Source organism: Methanobrevibacter gottschalkii DSM 11977, from assembly GCF_003814835.1.
In the GTDB taxonomy this organism is placed as follows: domain Archaea; phylum Methanobacteriota; class Methanobacteria; order Methanobacteriales; family Methanobacteriaceae; genus Methanocatella; species Methanocatella gottschalkii.
Genome location: NZ_RKRG01000003.1, coordinates 226,022 through 247,493, shown reverse-complemented (window position 1 = coordinate 247,493; position 21,472 = coordinate 226,022). Strand labels below are relative to the sequence as shown.

The window sequence follows — 21,472 nt, the reverse complement described above, 5'->3', positions numbered from 1 at the left end:
ACAATAATTATTATATTACAAAAAATTTGAATAATTTAACGTTTTTGATTTTATATCTGCAAATGTATCTTCAATTAGCAATTTTCCATTTTTAAATACAGTTCTGAGACAATCATCACCATATCCATCAATTGATATTGTTTTAAATGAATTATTTTCATTAATTAATTTAAACCTACCTGTTTTAGATTTTTTACTGGAATCCAATGGATTTTTATAAATATCAAACCACTTGCCATCACGTAATTGTGCTGAACATTTAAATGCATTTCTCTGAGTATCACGATTTACATAGGTGTGAAGGCCTCCACCCATACCAAAGATAATGTTTTCAGCCGCCCAGCCATTAGATTTCATTGCAAATAATATATCCCTAATTTTATGATAGTCTAAACCATCACCCCATAAAAGACCAATATTTGAATCAAATACCTTATAACCTTTGTCAGTTAGATAAGATCCGAAACCTTTTCCCAGGATATTCAAACAGTCAATTGTTGTTGATACAGGTTCACCACTATCCGGTCTAAATACAACTTTATTTCCTTCAACTGCTAAAAAATCATTTATAGCTTTATTTAATTGGCTATCTGATTTTCCAGCTTCGGTTAAAAAATTTTTATAATCATATGAATCTATAACCATAGACAATATTCCATTTTTAGCATTATCAATTACATTCAAAATTTGATCAAATTCACCTTTAGGACCTAATGAAGTCATTACACTGTGTTCCGTTGCTTGAACTGAAAATCCATATAAATTTGAATCATTATAATAATTTTTAGGAATTAATAGAGCAGGAATAGTGTCAGTTCCGGAAAAACTGAGTAAATGAGCTGAACCAGCTAACATTGATGATTCTGTTGAACTAGCTCCGCGATATCCGAAATCATGCAACATGAAATCTAAATTGTCTTTTGAAGAACCAGTAACTTCAAGGTAAAATTTTGATAATTTTCTTACCTCTGCAGATAATGTTGCAACAGTCGAAGGATACCAGACTTGCAATAATAAAGATTCCAAGTAATTAACTAACCAGAATGATTTTTTATCAGTATTTTCTACGCTCATCAATACATTACTAACATTAACAGGTGTTCCTTCAGGTACTGCTTTTATTTCAATTGGAAGATAACCATCATAGTTGTCTAAAATATAATACCAGCCATCCTTATTGAATATATCTTCACCAATGTGATTGGAAATAAGTTTATCAGCTTCTTCAATTTTTTGCTGATTTACGACAGAACCTTCTAAATATTTTTTAATAATATATTGGAGTCCATAAAAAATAGTTTTATTAAATTCAGAACCTAATCTGCTTTCAAGGTATGAATAGATTTTTTCTGTTCCTTTAGGGTAAAAATAATGATGTGTTACTTTATAGCTATCTGTTAATAAACATATATTATTTTCAATCATAATATCAAATTACTAATTACTAAATTGCTATTATAAAAAGAGAGGAGTTATAAAAACTCCAGTTTTCAATTAGATATAACTAGTATCTTGTTTTCTGAAATGAGCTTGTGGGTGATCACATAATGGACATACTTCAGGAGCTTCCTTTCCATAATGGATGTATCCGCAGTTGTTACATTTCCATGCGATTTCTTCATCCTTTTTAAATACTTTACCTGCTTTAATCTTATCTGATAAAGCATTATACCTGTCTTCATGAGCTTTTTCAGTAGCGGCTGCAGCATCAAATAAGTCTGCAATATCATCTAAACCTTCTTCACGTGCAGTTGCAGCAAATCCTTTGTACATTGAAGTCCATTCTTCATGTTCACCAGCAGCTGCATCTGCAAGGTTAATTTTGGTATCAGGTACTTTACCACCATTTAAAAGTTTAAACCATATTTTTGCATGTTCTTTTTCATTATCAGATGATTCTTGGAAAATCTCTTTGATTTCCACATAACCGTCTTTTTTAGCTTGGGATGCGTAAAATTCATATTTTACACGTGCTTGAGATTCACCAGCGAGTGCTGCTTTTAAATTTTCTTCAGTTTTAGTGCCTTTTAAATCTGCCATGTTTTCATCTCCGTAAAATAAAATATAAAATTATGAATATTTAATATTAAGTTACTAACTAAAAATTAAAAAAATAAAAAGTAGAAAGATTATTTGAAGTTAGTAGCTCTTTCTTCAAAGTGTGCTTTTGGAAGTCCGCAAACTGGACATTTTTCAGGAGCATTAGGACCTGAAAATATAAATCCGCAGTTTTCACATTTCCATTCAATATCTTCAGCTTTGTTGAATACAGTTTCTTTTTCAACATTATCGAGTAATGTTCTGTATCTTGCTTCATGTTCTTTTTCAATTGCACCTACTTTTTCAAATAGGAATGCAATCATTGGGAAACCTTCTTCCTTAGCGGTTTCAGCGAATTCTTTGTACATGGAAGTCCATTCTTCGTTTTCACCGTCAGCAGCAGCATTGAGATTAGCTATTGTATCAGGAATAGCTTCATCATTTAATAATTTAAACCAGATTTTAGCATGTTCTCTTTCATTTTTAGAAGTTTCCATGAAAATATCATGGATTTGGACATAACCTTCTTCTTTAGCTTTAGCTGCGAAGTATTGATATTTAGTATGTGCTTGAGACTCACCAGCAAATGCTGCTTTTAAATTTTCTTCAGTTTTAGTACCTTTTAAATCAGACATAATATACATCTCCTAATAATACAAGTTATAAGTTTCATTGAATAAAAACTTTTCTAATTAAATAAAAATCAACAAAAAAAAGTGAAAAAAAAGGAAAATAAAAATTACTTTCCTTATGCAATATCAGAATATAATAACCCATATGCCCTTTGTGTAAAGAATACGAAGTAAGGAGTTATTATAATTGAAATAATTGATAATTGTGGGATTTGACCATAAATATATCCTAAAATTCCTTGAATAACCATTATAACTATAAACACTAAAAGAATAACAGCAATTACCTTACCTACACCAATTCTTGAAATGTCTTTTGCTGCTTCAACAATATTAAGTCCATTGCCAAGACTACCCGTATTTGCTAATCTTGCCTGACCCATAGTTTGAATGAATGCAAATATTATGAATAAAACAAATGCAATAATAGCGGTAATAGCTAATGAAGTTCCTAATGCTGCCCAACTAGCACTTGATACAGCAGGCATTGCGGATGCAGTAGAGTTAACAGCAGCAGTTGCATTTATACTTGTAGAATATTCCTGAATGATTTGCACTAAATTGCCCGGAACATTAGTAATTAATGCTACAATTCCAACAATAATGGCAGGAATAATAAAGTATACAATACCAAGAACTATTACTTTAATACCATTTATTCCATCATTCTTCCAGTCAAATGCAGGAGCCTCTTCATCCTGGTCAATACCAGATTTCATGATTTTAAGTTGATAACCTGATATTATCAATGCTAAAATTATTGCAGCAATACATAATATTAAACCAACAATTAAAAGAGCACTAGACTGACTACTGAATACGAAAGAAAATATTCCCCCAACAACTAACATTCCCATTACAAATGTTAAAACTATATAAATTGCAAGTTTTTCTAAATTATTTGATGGGAAAATAAATGCTTCTTTAATAATATCTATTATTTCCATATTAAACACCTTCATAGATTAAACACTCATAAAGAGTAGTTAGTATTACTTTTAAAAATAATAATATTTAAAATTAAGTGAAGACAATAAGTTAAGAATAATTAAATAAATATAAAAAAGAAAAAAGATGAATAAAATTATTCATCTAATCCGAAGGATTTTTTAAGCAACTCCACATTAACAAATCCTTCTTTGTAAATTTTACCGGTAGTTAAGTCATTGATTACAACTTCAGCAGGAGCGAACATTCCCTTATCAATTTTGTAGAAATCGAATTCAGCTTCTTTAAATACATCAAAGAATGGTTTGCCATATCCGTCAGCAGCAGAAGATGGCAATTTAGCTGCAACATCAGAAATATCATCGTTTTCATCAGATTCCACATAGTAATAAGTTCTTCCACCAAACAATACTGCGTCGTTAGTTTTGCCCATCGCCTTAAGTCCATCCGGGTCAATTGGTGCAATAGGTGCAATACCCGCTGCATGTTTTACTTTGGTTACATCAAATTTGATAGCTTCCAACATTTTGTAAGTTCCGTTTTCAACTACTCTACCAGATATTTGAATAGATCCAACGAGAGATGAAGTAGGAGCTACGAGTAAGTATACATTTTTAACATCAACTTTGCATTCATCAGCAATATATTGAGCAACTTCTTCACCAGGCAATACATCAGCTTCTAAAGTTAAAATAGCTAAATCAGCTTCACTATCAACATAATCAATTTCCTCATAAGTTTCAGCTGGCTTTAATGCAATTGCTCTTGCAGGACCAGAACCAAGTGCAAAGAAATCTCCAACAGATACGGACCATCCTGCTTTTTGAGAACCTAATGTTGAGATGGATGGTGAGTCTGTTTTAATTTTTACTGAAGGAAGAGCGAATTTTTCAGACAAATCTCCTGGAATAGAAATTCCAACATCTGCAAGTCCGCCGAGACAAACTTTAGTATAAAGTTCACCTGCTTTAAAACTTCCATCAACATTTACACCACAATCTAAAACAGTAGCACCATTTTTTAAGGTTTCTACAGCGATGTTTAATGCATCTGCTTTTTCAATCATTACATCTACGGTTTTTTTTGCTTCAATGTTTACACTTACCATAGTTTAACCTCTATAAAAAATATCAACTTATAACTTTTAAGTTATTAAATAAAATATTATTGCTATTCTTATTTATATTTGCCTAAATAATTCTAAGATAATTAATTCAAAACTAAAAGAGTTTTAAAAAAATAAATTATATGCAGATAAAAAACCATCCGCATATTCTAGATTATTTTTTCCAACGTGAAATTGGAGTAATGACTATAATAAATAACACTACAACTAAAACCACAACAGGAAGTCCTGTGTTTTTTAATTTAATCCCCGTTATGTTTGTATTATTCTTTTTAACAGATTTATTTTCTTTTTTTATTACCTGTTTTTCTTTATCATTATTATTATAAGTTGTATTTTTTGCTTGGGAAATATTTTCTGTTTGATTTTCATCTTTAGCATCATTTTGATCAACAGTATGATTGGAATCATCAATAATACCATTAACATCATCTGATGAATTATCTGTAGAATTTTCATCAACAATCATATCATCACTGCCGTTATTTGGAGCTTGCTTAATAGTGTTTGTAATTACAAAACCATTATCCATATCGCCAGTTAAAGAAATCGAATATGAAGAAAGATCACCTGTCTCTTCAACGTCATAATTTCCATTATCAAGTATTTTAAAAGTACCATTCCAAAAATTACTTTCATTTAATATTACTGAATCAACAACACTCCCATTATTTAAAAGCCTTACAGTAACTGAATCAGGACGATTATTTGTTTGGCCATCATCATTCCAGATAACTTTTACATTAATGATTCGTGAAGTACTCTCCCCACCCGTATCTTGAACAGCATCAGATTCAGCAAAAACAGCACTAACTGAAAACATCAAAAAGACCATGACAATTAATATTGAAAATATCCTTTTATACATGAAGCCACCTCTAAAAATGAATATAATTTTAATAATATATAAAACACCATTAAAAAAATCAGTATTTTAGAAAAATTGCTTAATATTTATCAAAATGAACTTTAGATTCATCATATCTAATTTTTATTTCACTTTCATGGGCAGGATATCCAACACAAATTACTGAAAATGGAATACAATGATCCGGAATATTCAAATATTCTTTTAATTTTAGTGTTCTATCTTCGATTGGATGGAAACCTAACCATACAGCACCAAGACCCTCATGAGTAGCCTGAAGTAAAATGTTTTCATTACAAGCCCCTAAGTCCTGTTCGATCATCCTAATGACTTTTGCTTCATTAAGATTTCCTACAGTAATTATCAAATGAGATGCATTGGCAGCCGGTTTTGCAAATTGATGCATTTGAGAAATGGCTAATTTATCTTCCTTTTTTGATACAACAATGAATTCCCAGGGTTGAGAATTGCATGACGAAGGTGCTTGCATACCTGCTTTTAATAGATTAGTTATTACCTCCTCACTAACTTTTTCATCCTTAAATTTACGAACACTTTTTCTTTTAAAAATTAAACTCATCTAACCACCAAACAACTCTTCAATTTCCTCGCGAACAAATGGATAATCATTAACATCAGCTAAAATATGAATCTGATCACTATATTTAATTTTAAAATCCTCTGTCGGAATTACATATTTACCATTACGGATAACAGAAACTACAATAGCATTTTTTGGAAATGGAATATCTTTAACTTTGAAATTTATATAATTACAGTCAAGTGGAACTAAATATTCGGATAAAACATGCTTTGAAGGTTTTTTAACAAATTCCCTGTTTTTCTTTAAAAGCAGCCTATCATATAATGATTCATAAATCGGTTCATTACCCAAAAGTGTAGGAACAACATAGGCTATTAAAGAAACGATGATCATTGCAATTAATGATTCGGTTGAACCACACATCTCAGCAATTAAAACAACACCTGTAATCGGAGATCTTACTGTTGCGGCGAAAAATCCTGCCATTGAAATGACCACAAATTTATATATTAATGTATGTTCCAATCCAAATACAGAAACGATTACAACCCCAAATACTGCACCAATATATGCTCCCAATACTAAAATCGGTAAAAATATACCTCCAGGCGCACCTGACGAGAATGAGAACAAAGAGAACAAGTATTTTAAAACTAGCAGAAATACTAAAACACCCAGCGATGGCATAGCCACATCCAACATGTCCATCATAAAGTGTCCGCCATCACTTATTTCAGGTATTAACAATGCTACAACACCAGAAACCATAAAAACCAATACAAATTTAAGCCAAGACGGGATTTTAAGCTGATTTACGAAATCACTTGATTTTATCATACCAATATTATAAACATAACCCAATAATCCGATTAAAACACCTAAAACAAGAAGTAACCAATAATTTCCTAATGGAATATTATGAATTGGAAATGTTAAAGCAGTGGATTGACCAAAGATAACTTTTGATATAAAATCAGATACAATAGCCGATACCAGTGCAATAAATACTAATGTTTTATCAAATCCATGATTGATTTCTTCTAAAACAAATAATACTCCTGCCAATGGCGCATTAAATGCGGCTGTAATACCTACAGCAGAACCAACTAAGATTAATCTTAATTCATCTGTTTTGGATCCTTTAAATAAACGGGCAACACCCTTTCCTGCCATACCCCCAATTTGAACTGAAGGGCCTTCAGGACCAAGAGACAACCCACCAAGAGCTGTTAAAACACCTGATACCATTTTAGAAAAAAGAATTTTAACCCAGTTAGCTTCCATATGCCCTTTTACCTCAGCATAAACTTGGGGTATTCCACTTCCAGCCGAATCAACTTCCCATTTGATTAACCAATCGACTAAAAGTCCCATTATAGCCAATGCAATGAAAAATAAAATAATATATAATATATTTCCATGTATAATATTTAAATAATCTCTTAAAATATGTTCCGAACCATAAAGTAAAAATCGATATAAACATACCATCAAACCAGCGAATATACCAACCATTAATCCTTGAACTGTTAAACGGAAAATATATTTTGGATTTTCAGTCACTGATTTTAATGTTTTTTCAAGATTCTTCATAGAGATAATATTTTATTTTTAAATCATATATAATTTTTACAAAAAATTACATGAAAAAATACCTTATCATTAAAAGTTCCCAAAATATAGTTCATTGCTTTATTTCTAATTATTAAGATAAAATATGAATGAATATTCAAATAAAAACAATATTTTCCATGAATATAATTAATAATTTAAAATTAAATAAACGAAATCAATAATATAAATAAAATATTAAAAGATATAATTTAATATTTTTAGTTCATTGATTTGAATCAGAACCGTATTCTGAACTTGTTTTCATTTTTACAAGCCGAATACCTAAAAGATAAAAATTAACATGATAAAAAAAAAGATGAAGAAAGAAAAGCATTACATCAAATTGGCAAACAGCTGAAAATGAAATAAAATACTATAATTTAAAATTATAGTATTAATTATTTAGCTATTCTAAAATAACAGCAGGTTTAATTAAATCACGTGGTTTATCCCTCATTAAAATCATAGCTTCATATAAATCATCGAAGTTAGTAAATCTGTGAGTAATTAATTTACTTGAATCGAAACGACCATATTCAACTAGTTTAACAAGCTGCTCCATTCTAGCACGTCCACCAGGACACACACCACCACGGATTGTTTTATCAGCAAGTCCCGCACCCCATGCAAGTGCAGGTAATGGGATAGATTCAACACCATCATAATGGTTTACATTACCAAGGATACCTCCAACTTTCAGAACTGATAAAGCTTCACCAACAGTATTTGCGTTTCCTCCGGCTACAACTACTTTATCTACACCTTCACCATCAGTCAGATCCATTATTTGTTCTACAGTATCACCTTCATGATAGTCAACAATTTCAGTTGCACCATATTCTTTTGCTACTTTAACTGATACAGGCCTGCTTCCAACAGCAAGGATTCTTGATGCCCCCATGAAATGTGCACCGGCTACACCCATGAGTCCTACAGGACCAATACCAAATACCGCAACTGTTTCACCTGGTTTAATTTCAGCAAGTTCTGCACCATAAAAACCGGTAGTCATCATGTCTGATATCATAACCGCCTGGTCAAGAGAAACATTGTCAGGTAAGTGTGCCAAGTTACCATCTGCATGATTTACATTAAAGTACTCGGCAAATGTTCCATCTTTAAATGTAATAAATGTCATTCCAGTACCCATTCCATCACAGTGTTGTCCGAAACCTTTTTGTGAAGGAACTCTGTTCCAATTTGGAGTAATTGCTGGGACAATAACACGATCTCCAGGTTTGAAATCAGTGACAAAATCCCCCACTTCTTCAACAACACCAGTTGATTCATGCCCAAGGATACGATTAGGTGCATCACTCATGTATGCATTACCCCAAACAATATGTACATCAGAAGTACAAGGTGCAAGAGCAATTGGTCTTACAATTGCATCATATGGCCCACATTTTGGTTTGTCTTTTTCAACCCAATCCATTACATCTTGATCTATTCTTGCTAAACCTTTCATTTTTTTGATATCCTCCTATAAATTATTTGAAAGTTGATTGAATTTCAATAATTAATCGAAATAAACAACTTGTGATTAAAACTATGTTTTAAAATTATTTAAATATTTCTAATTTTAATTGAAAAATGTTTAATAATTTAAAACATGAAAAATAATTTTATGAAAAAATACCATCAAGTTAAAAATCAAATTCACTTTTAATATTACATAGCTATTATATATACATACATCCCAATTATTATTTATATACTCATTAGAAATAGGAGGTCATTTCTTTGACAAGAAGTAATAAAACATTAGAAGATATTTTGGATGTTATTTTTTATGACAAACCATCCACTCAAGAAGAGATTGCTGAAACATTAGGAATAAGCCGCAGATATGTTACCCAATTACTTAAACCATTAATTGAAGAGGATATTGTAAAAAGATCATATGTCATTGATTTAAATAAATACGATGAAATTTATGGTTCTTCAAATCCAATTTTTAATTCAAAACAGCATTCAGCTTACTTTTTAATTGAAAATATGTTAAAAAATATGGCAGAACATGTTAAAAAGGAAGTTCAAATGTCTTTTGATGCTATTTTGAATAATGATGAAAAAATGGCCGAAGAAGCTTTGGAACTGGATTTCACCACAAACAACATGTTTGAAAAAGTTCGTTCTTCTGTTGAAACAGTTGTTAATATAGATCCTCATTCAAAACTTTCTAAAATTTTACTATTTAACGAAGCAGCATATAATTATGAACGTATTGGAGACTATTCCGGTCACATTGCTAAATTTGTCATAAATGAAAAAACCCCTGTTGATGAAGAACTCTTAGACATATTAAAAAAAATGCACAAATATGCTCAAAAATCTATTTCATATGCAACTGATGCATTTGTTAGTGAAAAATTAGAATTACGTGGCGATTTAATGGATATTGAAGAAAAAATGCATGAAAAGCAACATGATGCTTTAAATTTAGTTGCTAGTCAAATGGCTGAGAATTCATTTGAGGATATTGAAAAATATAATTATTATATTTATATTTCAAGAGTTGTTAAATCATTTGAACGGATGGGTGATATTGCAGTTGAAATAATTGAATTAGCTGCAGAATTTCATAAAGATATACCAAGACCAACAACTCCTCGCTCATTTAGAAAATAGTTTTTATGGATCTGAATTTTTTCAGTGCCAATATTAATTTATTTTATTTTTCTTATTTTGAAGATTAGACACAATTATTTAATGTTTAATAATACCATCAAATAATAAAAAATATTTAAATTTAGAGTTTAAATTTAAAAAATATGGTTTTGGACAAAAAATATTTATATTAAATGTGACTAAAATAGTAATATGAGTAGAAATGCTTATATTAATAAAGATATTCCACTTTCTAAAATTCATGAAGTTAAAGCTGATTTAAAGCATTATATAGAAGTTTATGAGAAAATAACATTCATTGAAGATATATATGCTGGTGAAACAGTAAAATATGCTATAGAAAAACGTGGAAAAACAATTCCAACTGGCCATACATGGTTAAAATCTTGGAATGAGGAAGGATTTGATGGATTACTCAGAAAAGAAGGATCTGGACGAAAAACAAAATTAACTGAAAATCAGTTCAAACAACTAAAAGAAAACATCATAAAAAAACAATTAACAAGTGTTCGTGAAGTAAAACATGAAATATTCGAAGAATTTAGTGTAAGTTATAGTGATAGACAAATTCGACGCATTATGAAAAAATTAGGCTTTGGATATGGAAAACCTTATGTCATACCTGCAGAAGCTCCAAAAAATGCCTCAGAACAGTTAAAAAAAAACACAGAAAAAATAGATTTAAAAAAAGACATTTTAATATTCACTGATCAAACAGCAGTTCAAAATAAAGACAATACAAACAGAATATACTACGAATTAGGAACAAAAAATAGACAGACAAAAATAACTACAAGAATAAAATTAAATGCAAATGGCTATCAAGCAGTAAACGGCAATTCATTAATACTATTTCAACAAAATACCCATACATTTGAGGAAATAAAATCATTAATCAATCTTAGAATTGTTAATTGCATAAATAAAGAGTTAAAATCAGAACTTAAAAATATTTTGACCGATGATGAACTAGATGAAAATAAGATTTACAATAAATTAAAAGATGAAAATACATTAGAAACATTAAAAAATGAATTTAATGAATTCATATCAAACAGTAATAGTTCTGAAAAGCAATTTTTGGTAAAAATAAAGAATAAAGCAAATAAATTAAACCCTAAAAAACACACAAACATAGAAAATATTCAAAAAGAAATAATCATTAAATTACTAAATAAAGACAATATAATCAATAATTTACAAAATGAAAGAAAACTTGTAGTGGTATTGGATAATTACTCAGTTCATAAAGCTAATTTAGTGATTCAAGCATGTGAAATATTAAATATAAAATTAATTCATTTACCTCCCCATTCTCCCCACTTAAATCCAATAGAACAAGTCTGGAAATCAATAAAAAAGTATATGGCATATTATTTATTTGATACAATAAAATTTATGGAAGAATTATTCGAAAAAGAATTTTATAGAATCGTAAATAGAGATTCCTACTATAAAAATTGGATCAGTAAATTCATCATGGTTAACTAAAAAATTTTTTGTCCTAAACTATATATAAATTAATATTTAAAAATTAGACAAAAATTTTAATTTTATGGTTGTGTTGTATCCTCATTTTCATACTAATTTTTTATATCATAATTCCATACAAATAAATATTTATATTAATAAAAGAAATTCCAATTTCTAAAATTTATGAAATTAAAGATGAATTAAAGCGTTATATTGAGTTTCATGAAAAACTTACATTCATTGAAGACTTATATCTGGTGAAACGGTGAAATATACTATAAAACGTGGAAAAACAATTAAAACTAGTCATACATGGTTAAAAGCTTGGAATAAAGAGGATTTAATGGACTACTTAGAAAAAGAATTATCTGTATGAAAAACAAAACTATAAGAAAAACAATTTAAAAAAAAACTAAAAAAATAACATGAAAAAGAATTAACAAGCGTTTGTGAAATAAAACATGAAATAAACAAATAAGAATTTGATGTTATTCATAGTGATAGACAACTAAGAAGAATAATGAAGAAATTAAGATTGGATATGGAAAATCATGCTTGATACCTGTAGAAGTACTAAAAGATACTTCAAAACAACTAAAAAAACATCAAAAAAATAAATTTAAAAAAAACATCTTAATCAGATTGCTGTACAAAATAAAGACAATACAAGCAGAATATACTACTAATTAGGAAAAAATATATAGACAAAAAAATAACCACAATAATAAAATCAAACGCAAATGGATCCTGAAAAACACACCAACATGGAAAAATATTCAAAATGAAATAATTATTGAATTACAAAACAAAGACAATATAATCAAAACATTTTTGTTCAAAAACTATATTTAAAAATTAAAAAATTGAAAAAAATTCAAACTAATAAATAGAAAAATAGAATATTTCTAAATCAATCAAATAAAGACTTAACATAAACCATACATTATTATCACAAGAGAATCAGTAGAAATTATATATTGACTATATAATAGAACTGATTATTATACTAATTTCACTCAAAAGATGTAATAAAATAATAAAAATTATTATTTTATTCTATATCTGGCCTTTTAAAATCCATTACAAAGAAAATTCTTGAACCAATATTAACAGTTTTATCTGCAATTCTTTCAAAGTGCCTTGCAATTGAAATAATCTCAATTAAAATCTTTCTATCTTCAATCATATCAATAGAATCGTTTAAAATAAACTCATACAATTCATCAATTTCATCATCATCATGAGATAATTCTTTAGCTTTTTGTGTATCCTTATTTAAAAATGCAAAAATGGATTTTTTCAACATGACTTCAATATAATCACCCATATAACATAATTTTTTTATTATTAATTCTGGAATCTCAACATCTTTAATATTTTTAATTGATTGAGCAATTTTTAAAAATAAACGACCAATTCTCTTAATATGGCTTATAACTCTAATTACAGATTCCATGAAAATTAAATCATGCGCAACAGGTTGTTCTGTTGCCATAAATTTAATACATTCCCTTTCTAAATCAATTGTTTTAATATCCATTTCATTAGAACGATTCAAAATATCAAAATATAAATTTTCATTAAATTCTTCAAATAATTTAACAACATCCATGTTAGATTTAATAGCTAAATCATTTAGCTCTTCTATATCACTTTCAATTTTTTTAAATCTATTTTTAAATGAAATACTTGGGTATTCTTTATCCATATTAATTACCTCTTTATCCGAATCTTCCTGTAATATATTCTTCTGTTTTTTCTTCTTTTGGATTAACAAATATCTGTTCTGTTTTTCCACTTTCAATTATTTCACCATTTAAGAAAAATGAAGTATAATCTGAAACTCTTGAAGCTTGTTGCATATTATGTGTAACAATAATAATTGAATAATCTTTTTTGAGTTCATGCATTAAATCTTCGATTTTGAGAGTTGAAATAGGATCTAAAGCAGAACAAGGTTCATCCATTAAAATAACTTCTGGATTATTAGCAATAGTTCTAGCAATACATAATCTTTGTTGTTGACCTCCAGATAAACCCATTGCAGATTGATCAAGTTTATCTTTAACTTCATCCCAAATAGCAGAAGCTTTAAGAGACTCGATTACTCTTTCTTTTATAAAATCTTCATCATCATAACCATGAATTCTTAAACCATAAGCAACATTTTCAAATATTGATTTTGGAAAAGGATTTGGTTTTTGGAAAACCATCCCTACTTTTTTTCTTAATTCAACAACATCCACATCAGAATCGTAAATATCTTTATTATCAATATAAATATAACCATCATGATGAAATGTGGAAATTAAATCATTCATCCTATTAATGGACCTTAAAAAAGTTGATTTACCACAACCAGAAGGTCCAATCAATGCAGTTACATTATTTTCTGGAAATGTAACATTAATATTTCTAAGAATATGAGAATTACCAAAATAGGTATTCAAATCCTTAACTATAATTCTATCCATAATTTTAACCTCTTTTAATTACCCATTATTTTCTTTTGATATCTATTTACAATATAATTTGTAAAAAATGTAATTATTAATACAATAATAACTAAAACTGCTGCAGTTCCATATGCATTAGGCAAAGAAACCCCCTCTGTTGCTAAAACATATAAATGCAATGGTAATGGCCTACCTGGATCAAACATAGATATTGGTATTGTAGTGGCAGAACCTACTGCATACATAACAGCTGCTGCTTCAGATATAGAACGAGTTAATCCCAAAATAATTCCAGTAACAATACCTGGAATAGCTGCAGGTAAAATAACATGACAAATTGTTTGCCATTTAGTGGCTCCTAGACCAAAACTTCCTTCTTTATATGAACTTGGAACTGATGATAAAGAAACTTCTGTAACTTGAAAAATTGTTGGAATTGCCATTATTGCAAGTACAAGCCCACCTGATAGAATTGACCATCCTAAATTTAAAAAAACTACAAAAAATGTCAATCCAAATAATCCAAATACAATTGAAGGAATCGAAGCTAAAGTTTCAGCACCAAAACGGATTAATCTTATTAATAATCCATTTTTAGAATATTCTGTAACATAAATAGCTGCACCTACACCTAAAGGAGTAGCTATTAAAATTGAAATAAATGTAACATATAAACTGGATACAATCATTGGGGAAATTCCACCAGATTTACCTGCGTCAATAACTTGACCAAAGATAAAATCAAAACTTAATATAGGAACAGCATTAATCAAAATGTAACCTAAAATAATAATTAAAATAGATAATGTAAGAACTCCTGAAAATATAAATATTCCATTCATTATTTTTTGAGATCTCTTAGGAGAAATATAATTAAATTTCATAAAGTGCCACCTCCAACATCCATTTTATATTTACGTTGAATATAATTAGCAATTACCAGTAACAATAAAATAATTACAAATAATATGGTTGCAGTGGCAAATAATGCATTGTGATGTAATCCTGTTGCATAACTCATTTCCAAAGCAATATTTGAAGTTAAAGTTCTTACTGGAGAAAATATTGAATTAGGAATTCCAGGTACATTACCTGCAACCATAATTACAGCTAATGTTTCTCCAATCGCTCTACCCATACCTAAAATAATTGCAGTCACAATACCTGGCAATGATGCTGGAAATATTACCTTATTAATAGTTTGCCAATTTGTAGCACCTAAACCAAGAGATGCTTCCTTATATTCATTTGGTACAGCACATAAAGAGTCAAATGACACTGAAATAATAGTGGGTAAAATCATAACAGATAAAATAATGCCTGCTGTAAAAATACTAAAACCAGTACCTCCAAAATAGAATCTTACTATTGGAACAAGAACAATAAGCCCAAAAAATCCATAAACTACTGAAGGAATTCCTGATAAAGTTTGAATAACAGGTTTTAAAAAATTTTTAATATTTTCATTTGCAACCTCTGCCATAAATATAGAACATAAAATTGATAATGGAACTGCAATAATTAAAGCAAATATAGTAACACAAATGGATCCTATAATCATTGAAAATAGACCATATTGCCCTTCATTAGGAGACCAAGTTTGTCCGAATAAAAATTGAATGAAACCATAATCTTGAAAAGCAGGTAATCCTTCAATTATAATAAATCCTAAAATAATCAATATGATAAAAATTGAGAACATTGCAGTTATTAATAAACCTTTCTCAATAAACTGTTCTGACATGTTAGATTTTTCCATTTTAAACCCCATAATTTTTAATTCAAAAAAAGTAATAAATTAACTTTCAGATAGTTTACCTGAAAGTATATAAATTAGCTAATTTGTTGATTTAATAATTTTTTCTTCATTTAGAACTTTTTGACCTTCAGAACTATTTACCCAGTCAATAAATTCTTTTAAATCACCTGATGGAGTTCCTTTAACAAGGAATAAAAATGGTCTTTGTAATTCATATGATCCATCTGCAATAGTATCAGTACTTGGGCTTACACCACCAATAGATAATGCCTTTACATCATTTGACATGTGAGCAAATGATACAAAACCTATTGCATTTGAATCTTGTTTTACAGATTGTTTCACAGCTTCTGTAGAACTTTGCACAACTGCATCACTTCTAATTTTAGTATCTTTGCCCATTACAATATTTTCAAATGCATCTAAAGTACCAGAACCCTCTTCACGAGTGATAATATTGATTTCACCATCTTGACCTCCAACTTGATTCCAATTGGTGATTTTTCCTGAGAATATATCTTTTAATTGATCTTTTGATAAATCATTTACAGTATTTTCATTATTAACAGCTATTACAATACCATCCTGACCAATATTATATTCAGTTAATCCTTGTTTTTCATCTTCTTTTAACTCCTTGGAACTGGTTCCAATATCTGCACTACCATCTTGTGCACTTTTAATTCCTACACTAGAACCTCCTCCTTGAACATTAATATTAGCATCAGGGTGTGTTTGTTTATAAGTTTCGACAAGTTTCTCAGCTACAGGTTGCACAGATGTAGAACCTACAATATCTATATTTTCTGAACTTCCAACACCTGAAAGAAGTGCAATACCTGCAACAATAACAATAATAATTGCTACAATAACAATCTTTTTTGTATTTTTCATTTTTGTAATAACTCCTTGATTTTATTGTACATACAAATAATTTCATATGTATAATTGAAGTTTAATTTATGATTATATAAACTTTACTAAAATATGAACTATTATTCATAAAAAGTGAATAAAATAAAATAAAAAAAATATAAAATAAACCTACAGTTCCCAAAATAAGAATGAAAAATCATAAAAATAACTATTTTTTAATTAAAGTTTAGATGATGATTTTAAATTTATTATTTTATTGAATTTTCTTTTAAATAGCACAATTAATACTCAAAAACCTTTTAAATATATTCATAACAAAATTAAATCATTGAAACATAAAAAATGAAAAAGAAAAAAACACATAAGTTTTTGAAAGAAAAATTATGTTATCAATAAATTGCTAATTAGAACTTCTCCAAGTGTTGCCACATTTAGCACATCGGATAAAATTAGTTGGTGCTTCATCTGCTGATCTTGTTTGTACTGTCCACCAATATCCTTTTGTCCCACCACATTTATAACATGTTATTTTTGTTGTTGGCAATGCAACATTATTACTATCTGTTACTATTACTTTGGTTTCAGGATTAGTTTCCCCTTTCATATGATATTGTTCAACCAAATCATCATCACTTAAAGACTTTTCATACCCACATGTACATTTAATTTTACCTTTTTTAGGCATTAACATTGCACCACAATCAGGACAGAATTCCATATTATTAAACACCATTTAAAATTTGTAAATATTAGTATAATTAAAGTAGTTTATAAATATTCATGTTTTGAAAAATTAGTTAAAAAAAGTTTTTTTGTGAAAGGATTTAACCTTCCACCATAATCAGCTTACCCGTAGCTGGATCTTTGTATACCTTACCCATTTCAGTATACCCTTGACCAGAACTGTTTGAAGTATCCGGAGTTTCATTTAACTGTTGGCCCTGATCCACTTCGGTTGTCTTTTGTTGTTGCATTTTTTCTTGTATACTTTGATCTGGATCTATCATAGCCTGCATATTCCAACTTATGATAACAAAAACAAGAAACCCAACAGCAATAACAAGCATTGCATCTACAAGGTTAGATGTACCTGCCATTGGATCTTCTTCAACTCTTTTTGACCTGCGCCTATTACTTTTTCTTACCATAAAACCACTATTTATCCATATAATCCAATACTGAATCAATTAAAGCATCCAAATCTGATAAATATCTATCATACCATGAAGACCTGATTTTACCAATGAAATAACATAAAGCACCTGAACCAATACCTACAATAGTAGTGTTGAATGCAACAGTTAAGGAATTAGCAAGAGTATTAATATCCCCTGCACCGAGTGCCGCAAGTCCAGGACCCATCGGAATTAGAGTACCCATTAAACCTAATGTCGGTCCAATACGAGTAATGATATCAGTTTTCTTTAATGTTTCCATAGTCTTTTCTTCTTCGAATTCAAACAGTTTACGAGCTAAAGCTTCACGTGAATTTACACCTAAGGATTCAGCTGATGCAATTTCGATTAAAACCTTTTTCTGTGAATTTGGGATTTTAGCTTTTGAAATTATATTTTTTAATCCATCAATAGATTCTGAAAGATTAATATCATAAATCAAATCTCTAATTGTTCCTATCGGAACTTTTTTTCTTGAAGTATATTCCGCTATAATTCCTCCTAATGTAATGATTGAAATAATAACAATTACAAGTAGAATAACAAGTACAGGAATTGTTAAGCTTTGTGAGATTACATCAAGAGAACCAGTTAAAAATTCTCCACCTGGAATGTTTAAAACCATATTTTTCACCTAAATTTAATCTAAAATGTTTCTCCCTTTTTTATTTAAGACCATGCCTCCAACAAGTAAAATAACAAATGTTAAAATTACCATGAGTATGTTCTGAGGAGAAGCAATAGTAATCGGGCTTGTATTTTTAGTTAATGATGATGCAATATTTGGAATTACAATAGCTGAAAGCAAGAAATATGCACCGAGCAATAACATGAAATTACCTAAAACAATAGGATACGGCTTATTAGTAAATCTAATAATTGTATTGGATGCAAAATAAGTTACTACCATAACAGCGACTAATGCTGCTGAAGCATACCAACTTAGATTAAGTGAACTGATACCTATAGTTGGTGCAACAATTAAAACACTTGCAATAATTGAACCAAAACAGCACGGGCAAGGTGCAATAATCGCTAGAGAAGTAGCAGTTGATGTATTTTTATCATGTATTTTCCATTCCCTTATTGTAAATAAACCTGCAATAATCATGATTGAAGCCATAATAATATAAAATATTGTATTATAACTGTATATTGCTTGAACTAATTGTTCAGCGAAAAATGAAGCAATATATGAAATAAGAATCACTCCACCACCATAAGACATGCAAATTACTGCAAATAATTTTTTTGGCAAATTAGCCAGACCTGATGCCAGCCCTATTTTTATTCCAAAAACAAGGACTGAAGCAAAGATTCCAACTTGCCATAAAACACTTATCATATCCATATTTATTTCCTCATAATCAATTTTAATTTAATTAATTACATTTTATTATTAATATAACAAACTATATAAATTTTTAAACGATGTGTAATGAAATAAACATCAATGATATATTTAATTTTATTATTTAAATAATGAATACAATTAAAATTAGTAACTTTTAAAGTATTGTAATGACATAATAGTATGTTAACAAAAGAAAATGAGGCAAAATATGTTTTGGAATGAAGAGATTGAAACTATGTCAAGGCCAGACCTTGAAGAATTACAATTAAAGAAACTTCAAGCGACTGTAAAAAGAGCATTTAATAAGATACCTTATTATAATAAAAGATATTCAGAAGTTGAAGTTTATCCAGAAGATATCGAAACTTTAAAAGATATTGAAAAACTTCCATTCATCACAAAAGATGATTTAAGAGAAAGCTATCCATTTGGACTTTTTGCAGTAGATATAAAAGACATAAAAGAATTACATTCCTCATCTGGAACCACAGGAAAACCAGTAGTATCAGGATATACTGAAAAAGACTTGGACACATGGGCGGAAACAACAGCCCGTGGACTTACAATGATGGGTCTTGGTGAAAACGACATTATCCAAAATACCCATGGCTACGGAATGTTTACCGGTGGTTTTGGAGTTCATTATGGATCTCACAAAATCGGTGCGGCAATCATTCCGATTTCAACCGGCCAGACCAGAAGACAAATTGAAATTATGAGTGATTTCGGCACTACCGGATTAATTTTTACTCCATCCTACGGAATACATATCGGAGAAGTTGCTCTTGATGATGGAATTGATCCGAAAAAATTAGGAATTAAAGCTATTGGATTTGGAGCTGAAATGTGGACTGAAGAAATCAGACAAAGAGTGGAAGAGCTATTTGGTGCCAAAGCATATAATATTTACGGATTAACTGAACTTATGGGACCTGGTGTTGGTGTGGAATGTGAAGCGCAAAAAGGACTGCACATTGCAGAAGATATCTACTATCCTGAAATCATCGATCCGAATACAGAAAAAGTGATTGGTGGAGACAAACCTGGTGAATTAGTTTTAACTAACCTTGAAAGAGAAGGAATGCCCATCATAAGATTCAGAACAAAAGATTTAACCACACTTACTTATGAAAAATGCAGTTGCGGCAGAACTCATGCAAGAATGAGTAGAATTACTGGCAGATCCGATGATATGATTAAAGTAAAAGGTGTAGCTATTTTCCCATCCCAAATCGAAAAAGCATTACTTAAAGTTGGTGATGTAGAGCCTCATTACATGATTATAGTTACAAGACCCGGAACTTTAGATGAAATTGAAGTTAAAGTAGAAGCATCACAAGATATTTTCTTCGATGGCGTGAAAGAAATGATGGCAATCCAGAACAAAATTGGCAAATCAATTGAAAATGAAACAGGCATTCGTGTAAAAGTTACATTGGTAGAACCAAAAACATTACCAAGATTCGAAGGAAAAGCAAAAAGAGTAATTGACGAGAGAAACTTACACTAGGTGATAAATATGAAAATCAAACAATTATCTATATTTTTACAAAATAGAATGGGCAGCTTATCAAAACCATTAGAAGTGCTTTCAAAAAATGGTGTGAACATCAGAGCAATGTGTATGGCAGATACTTCTGAATTCGGTATTTTAAGACTTGTAGTGGATAATCCTGAAATGGGAAAAGAAGTTTTAGAAGAACACAATTTCCTTGTTAAAATTACAGAAATAATTGGTGTTGAAATGAATGATACACCAGGGGGTCTTACAAGTGTTTTGAAAGTTATTAAAGATAATGGAATTGATTTAGAATATCTTTATGCATTTACACATGATAAAGAGGGGAAAGCTATTTTATTACTCCATGCTGATGATATAGATAAGTTAATTTCTTCCCTACAAGATAATGATATAGTTATCGTGCCATCAGATGAAGTTTACAACTTATAGATAATTTTTAATTATCTATCCTTAT

22 protein-coding genes are annotated in these 21,472 nt (G+C 29.4%); 4 read left to right on the top strand and 18 right to left on the bottom strand.

Going from position 1 to position 21,472, the window contains the following annotated elements; all coding sequences use genetic code 11:
- Positions 1-15: 15 nt before the first annotated feature.
- From EDC42_RS07900 to EDC42_RS07860, 9 genes are all read right to left on the bottom strand, one after another.
- Positions 16-1,425, bottom strand: a complete 1,410-nt coding sequence (locus EDC42_RS07900) for a nicotinate phosphoribosyltransferase (RefSeq protein WP_069575211.1) — start codon at positions 1,423-1,425, stop codon at positions 16-18.
- Between the two features lie 69 nt (positions 1,426-1,494).
- The gene (rbr, locus tag EDC42_RS07895) at positions 1,495-2,040 is read right to left on the bottom strand and encodes a rubrerythrin (protein WP_069575210.1); all 546 of its coding nucleotides are present in this window, start codon (positions 2,038-2,040) and stop codon (positions 1,495-1,497) included.
- An 89-nt stretch (positions 2,041-2,129) separates the two neighbouring features.
- Entirely contained in the window at positions 2,130-2,675 is a 546-nt protein-coding gene (rbr, locus tag EDC42_RS07890) for a rubrerythrin (RefSeq protein ID WP_069575208.1), read from the bottom strand.
- 113 nt (positions 2,676-2,788) lie between these two features.
- Positions 2,789-3,619, bottom strand: a complete 831-nt coding sequence (locus tag EDC42_RS07885) for a DUF4013 domain-containing protein (RefSeq protein WP_069575206.1) — start codon at positions 3,617-3,619, stop codon at positions 2,789-2,791.
- Positions 3,620-3,756: 137 nt separating this feature from the next.
- Complete coding sequence (mch, locus tag EDC42_RS07880) at positions 3,757-4,728, bottom strand: methenyltetrahydromethanopterin cyclohydrolase (RefSeq protein WP_069575205.1); 972 nt, start codon at positions 4,726-4,728, stop codon at positions 3,757-3,759.
- 172 nt (positions 4,729-4,900) lie between these two features.
- Positions 4,901-5,614, bottom strand: coding sequence for a Cna B-type domain-containing protein (locus EDC42_RS07875; protein WP_069575203.1), 714 nt, complete (start codon positions 5,612-5,614; stop codon positions 4,901-4,903).
- 79 nt (positions 5,615-5,693) lie between these two features.
- On the bottom strand, positions 5,694-6,194 hold the full coding sequence (locus tag EDC42_RS07870; RefSeq protein ID WP_069575200.1) for a nitroreductase family protein: 501 nt from the start codon (positions 6,192-6,194) through the stop codon (positions 5,694-5,696).
- Complete coding sequence (locus tag EDC42_RS07865) at positions 6,195-7,751, bottom strand: ClC family H(+)/Cl(-) exchange transporter (protein WP_069575197.1); 1,557 nt, start codon at positions 7,749-7,751, stop codon at positions 6,195-6,197.
- A 427-nt stretch (positions 7,752-8,178) separates the two neighbouring features.
- On the bottom strand, positions 8,179-9,240 hold the full coding sequence (locus tag EDC42_RS07860; RefSeq protein ID WP_069575196.1) for an NAD(P)-dependent alcohol dehydrogenase: 1,062 nt from the start codon (positions 9,238-9,240) through the stop codon (positions 8,179-8,181).
- Positions 9,241-9,515: 275 nt separating this feature from the next.
- On the opposite strand from EDC42_RS07860, the gene EDC42_RS07855 reads away from it, so the two are divergent.
- Together EDC42_RS07855 and EDC42_RS07850 are read left to right on the top strand one after the other, a co-directional pair.
- Complete coding sequence (locus EDC42_RS07855) at positions 9,516-10,403, top strand: phosphate signaling complex PhoU family protein (RefSeq protein ID WP_069575195.1); 888 nt, start codon at positions 9,516-9,518, stop codon at positions 10,401-10,403.
- A 192-nt stretch (positions 10,404-10,595) separates the two neighbouring features.
- Positions 10,596-11,894, top strand: coding sequence for an IS630 family transposase (locus EDC42_RS07850; protein ID WP_123833445.1), 1,299 nt, complete (start codon positions 10,596-10,598; stop codon positions 11,892-11,894).
- 1,033 nt (positions 11,895-12,927) lie between these two features.
- On the opposite strand, the gene EDC42_RS07845 is transcribed toward EDC42_RS07850, so the two are convergent.
- The 9 genes from EDC42_RS07845 to EDC42_RS07805 form a co-directional block, all read right to left on the bottom strand.
- Positions 12,928-13,584 (bottom strand): phosphate signaling complex PhoU family protein, encoded by a 657-nt coding sequence (locus tag EDC42_RS07845; RefSeq protein ID WP_069575326.1) that lies wholly within the window; start codon positions 13,582-13,584, stop codon positions 12,928-12,930.
- A 13-nt stretch (positions 13,585-13,597) separates the two neighbouring features.
- The gene (gene pstB / locus EDC42_RS07840; RefSeq protein WP_069575328.1) at positions 13,598-14,350 is read right to left on the bottom strand and encodes a phosphate ABC transporter ATP-binding protein PstB; all 753 of its coding nucleotides are present in this window, start codon (positions 14,348-14,350) and stop codon (positions 13,598-13,600) included.
- A 14-nt stretch (positions 14,351-14,364) separates the two neighbouring features.
- Positions 14,365-15,216, bottom strand: a complete 852-nt coding sequence (pstA, locus tag EDC42_RS07835) for a phosphate ABC transporter permease PstA (protein WP_069575329.1) — start codon at positions 15,214-15,216, stop codon at positions 14,365-14,367.
- The gene (gene pstC / locus EDC42_RS07830) at positions 15,213-16,091 is read right to left on the bottom strand and encodes a phosphate ABC transporter permease subunit PstC (protein ID WP_069575331.1); all 879 of its coding nucleotides are present in this window, start codon (positions 16,089-16,091) and stop codon (positions 15,213-15,215) included. Before pstC ends, pstA begins: the two co-directional genes overlap by 4 nt.
- A gap of 78 nt (positions 16,092-16,169) precedes the next feature.
- Positions 16,170-16,985 carry a phosphate ABC transporter substrate-binding protein gene (locus EDC42_RS07825; protein WP_069575333.1) on the bottom strand — a complete coding sequence of 272 codons (816 nt, stop codon included), beginning with the start codon at positions 16,983-16,985 and terminating at the stop codon, positions 16,170-16,172.
- Between the two features lie 382 nt (positions 16,986-17,367).
- Positions 17,368-17,685: a transcription factor S gene (locus EDC42_RS07820; protein ID WP_069575340.1), complete on the bottom strand. Its 318-nt coding sequence runs from the start codon at positions 17,683-17,685 to the stop codon at positions 17,368-17,370.
- Between the two features lie 106 nt (positions 17,686-17,791).
- Positions 17,792-18,115 (bottom strand): DUF2149 domain-containing protein, encoded by a 324-nt coding sequence (locus tag EDC42_RS07815; protein ID WP_069575381.1) that lies wholly within the window; start codon positions 18,113-18,115, stop codon positions 17,792-17,794.
- A gap of 7 nt (positions 18,116-18,122) precedes the next feature.
- Complete coding sequence (locus EDC42_RS07810; RefSeq protein WP_069575341.1) at positions 18,123-18,767, bottom strand: MotA/TolQ/ExbB proton channel family protein; 645 nt, start codon at positions 18,765-18,767, stop codon at positions 18,123-18,125.
- Between the two features lie 15 nt (positions 18,768-18,782).
- The gene (locus EDC42_RS07805; RefSeq protein WP_083234888.1) at positions 18,783-19,493 is read right to left on the bottom strand and encodes a DUF2162 domain-containing protein; all 711 of its coding nucleotides are present in this window, start codon (positions 19,491-19,493) and stop codon (positions 18,783-18,785) included.
- A 211-nt stretch (positions 19,494-19,704) separates the two neighbouring features.
- Here EDC42_RS07805 and EDC42_RS07800 point away from each other — a divergent pair, with 211 nt between their 5' ends.
- Positions 19,705-21,006, top strand: a complete 1,302-nt coding sequence (locus EDC42_RS07800; protein WP_069575343.1) for a phenylacetate--CoA ligase family protein — start codon at positions 19,705-19,707, stop codon at positions 21,004-21,006.
- On the top strand, positions 21,007-21,447 hold the full coding sequence (locus tag EDC42_RS07795) for an acetolactate synthase (protein ID WP_083234889.1): 441 nt from the start codon (positions 21,007-21,009) through the stop codon (positions 21,445-21,447). It abuts the gene before it with no gap.
- Positions 21,448-21,472 lie beyond the last annotated feature (25 nt).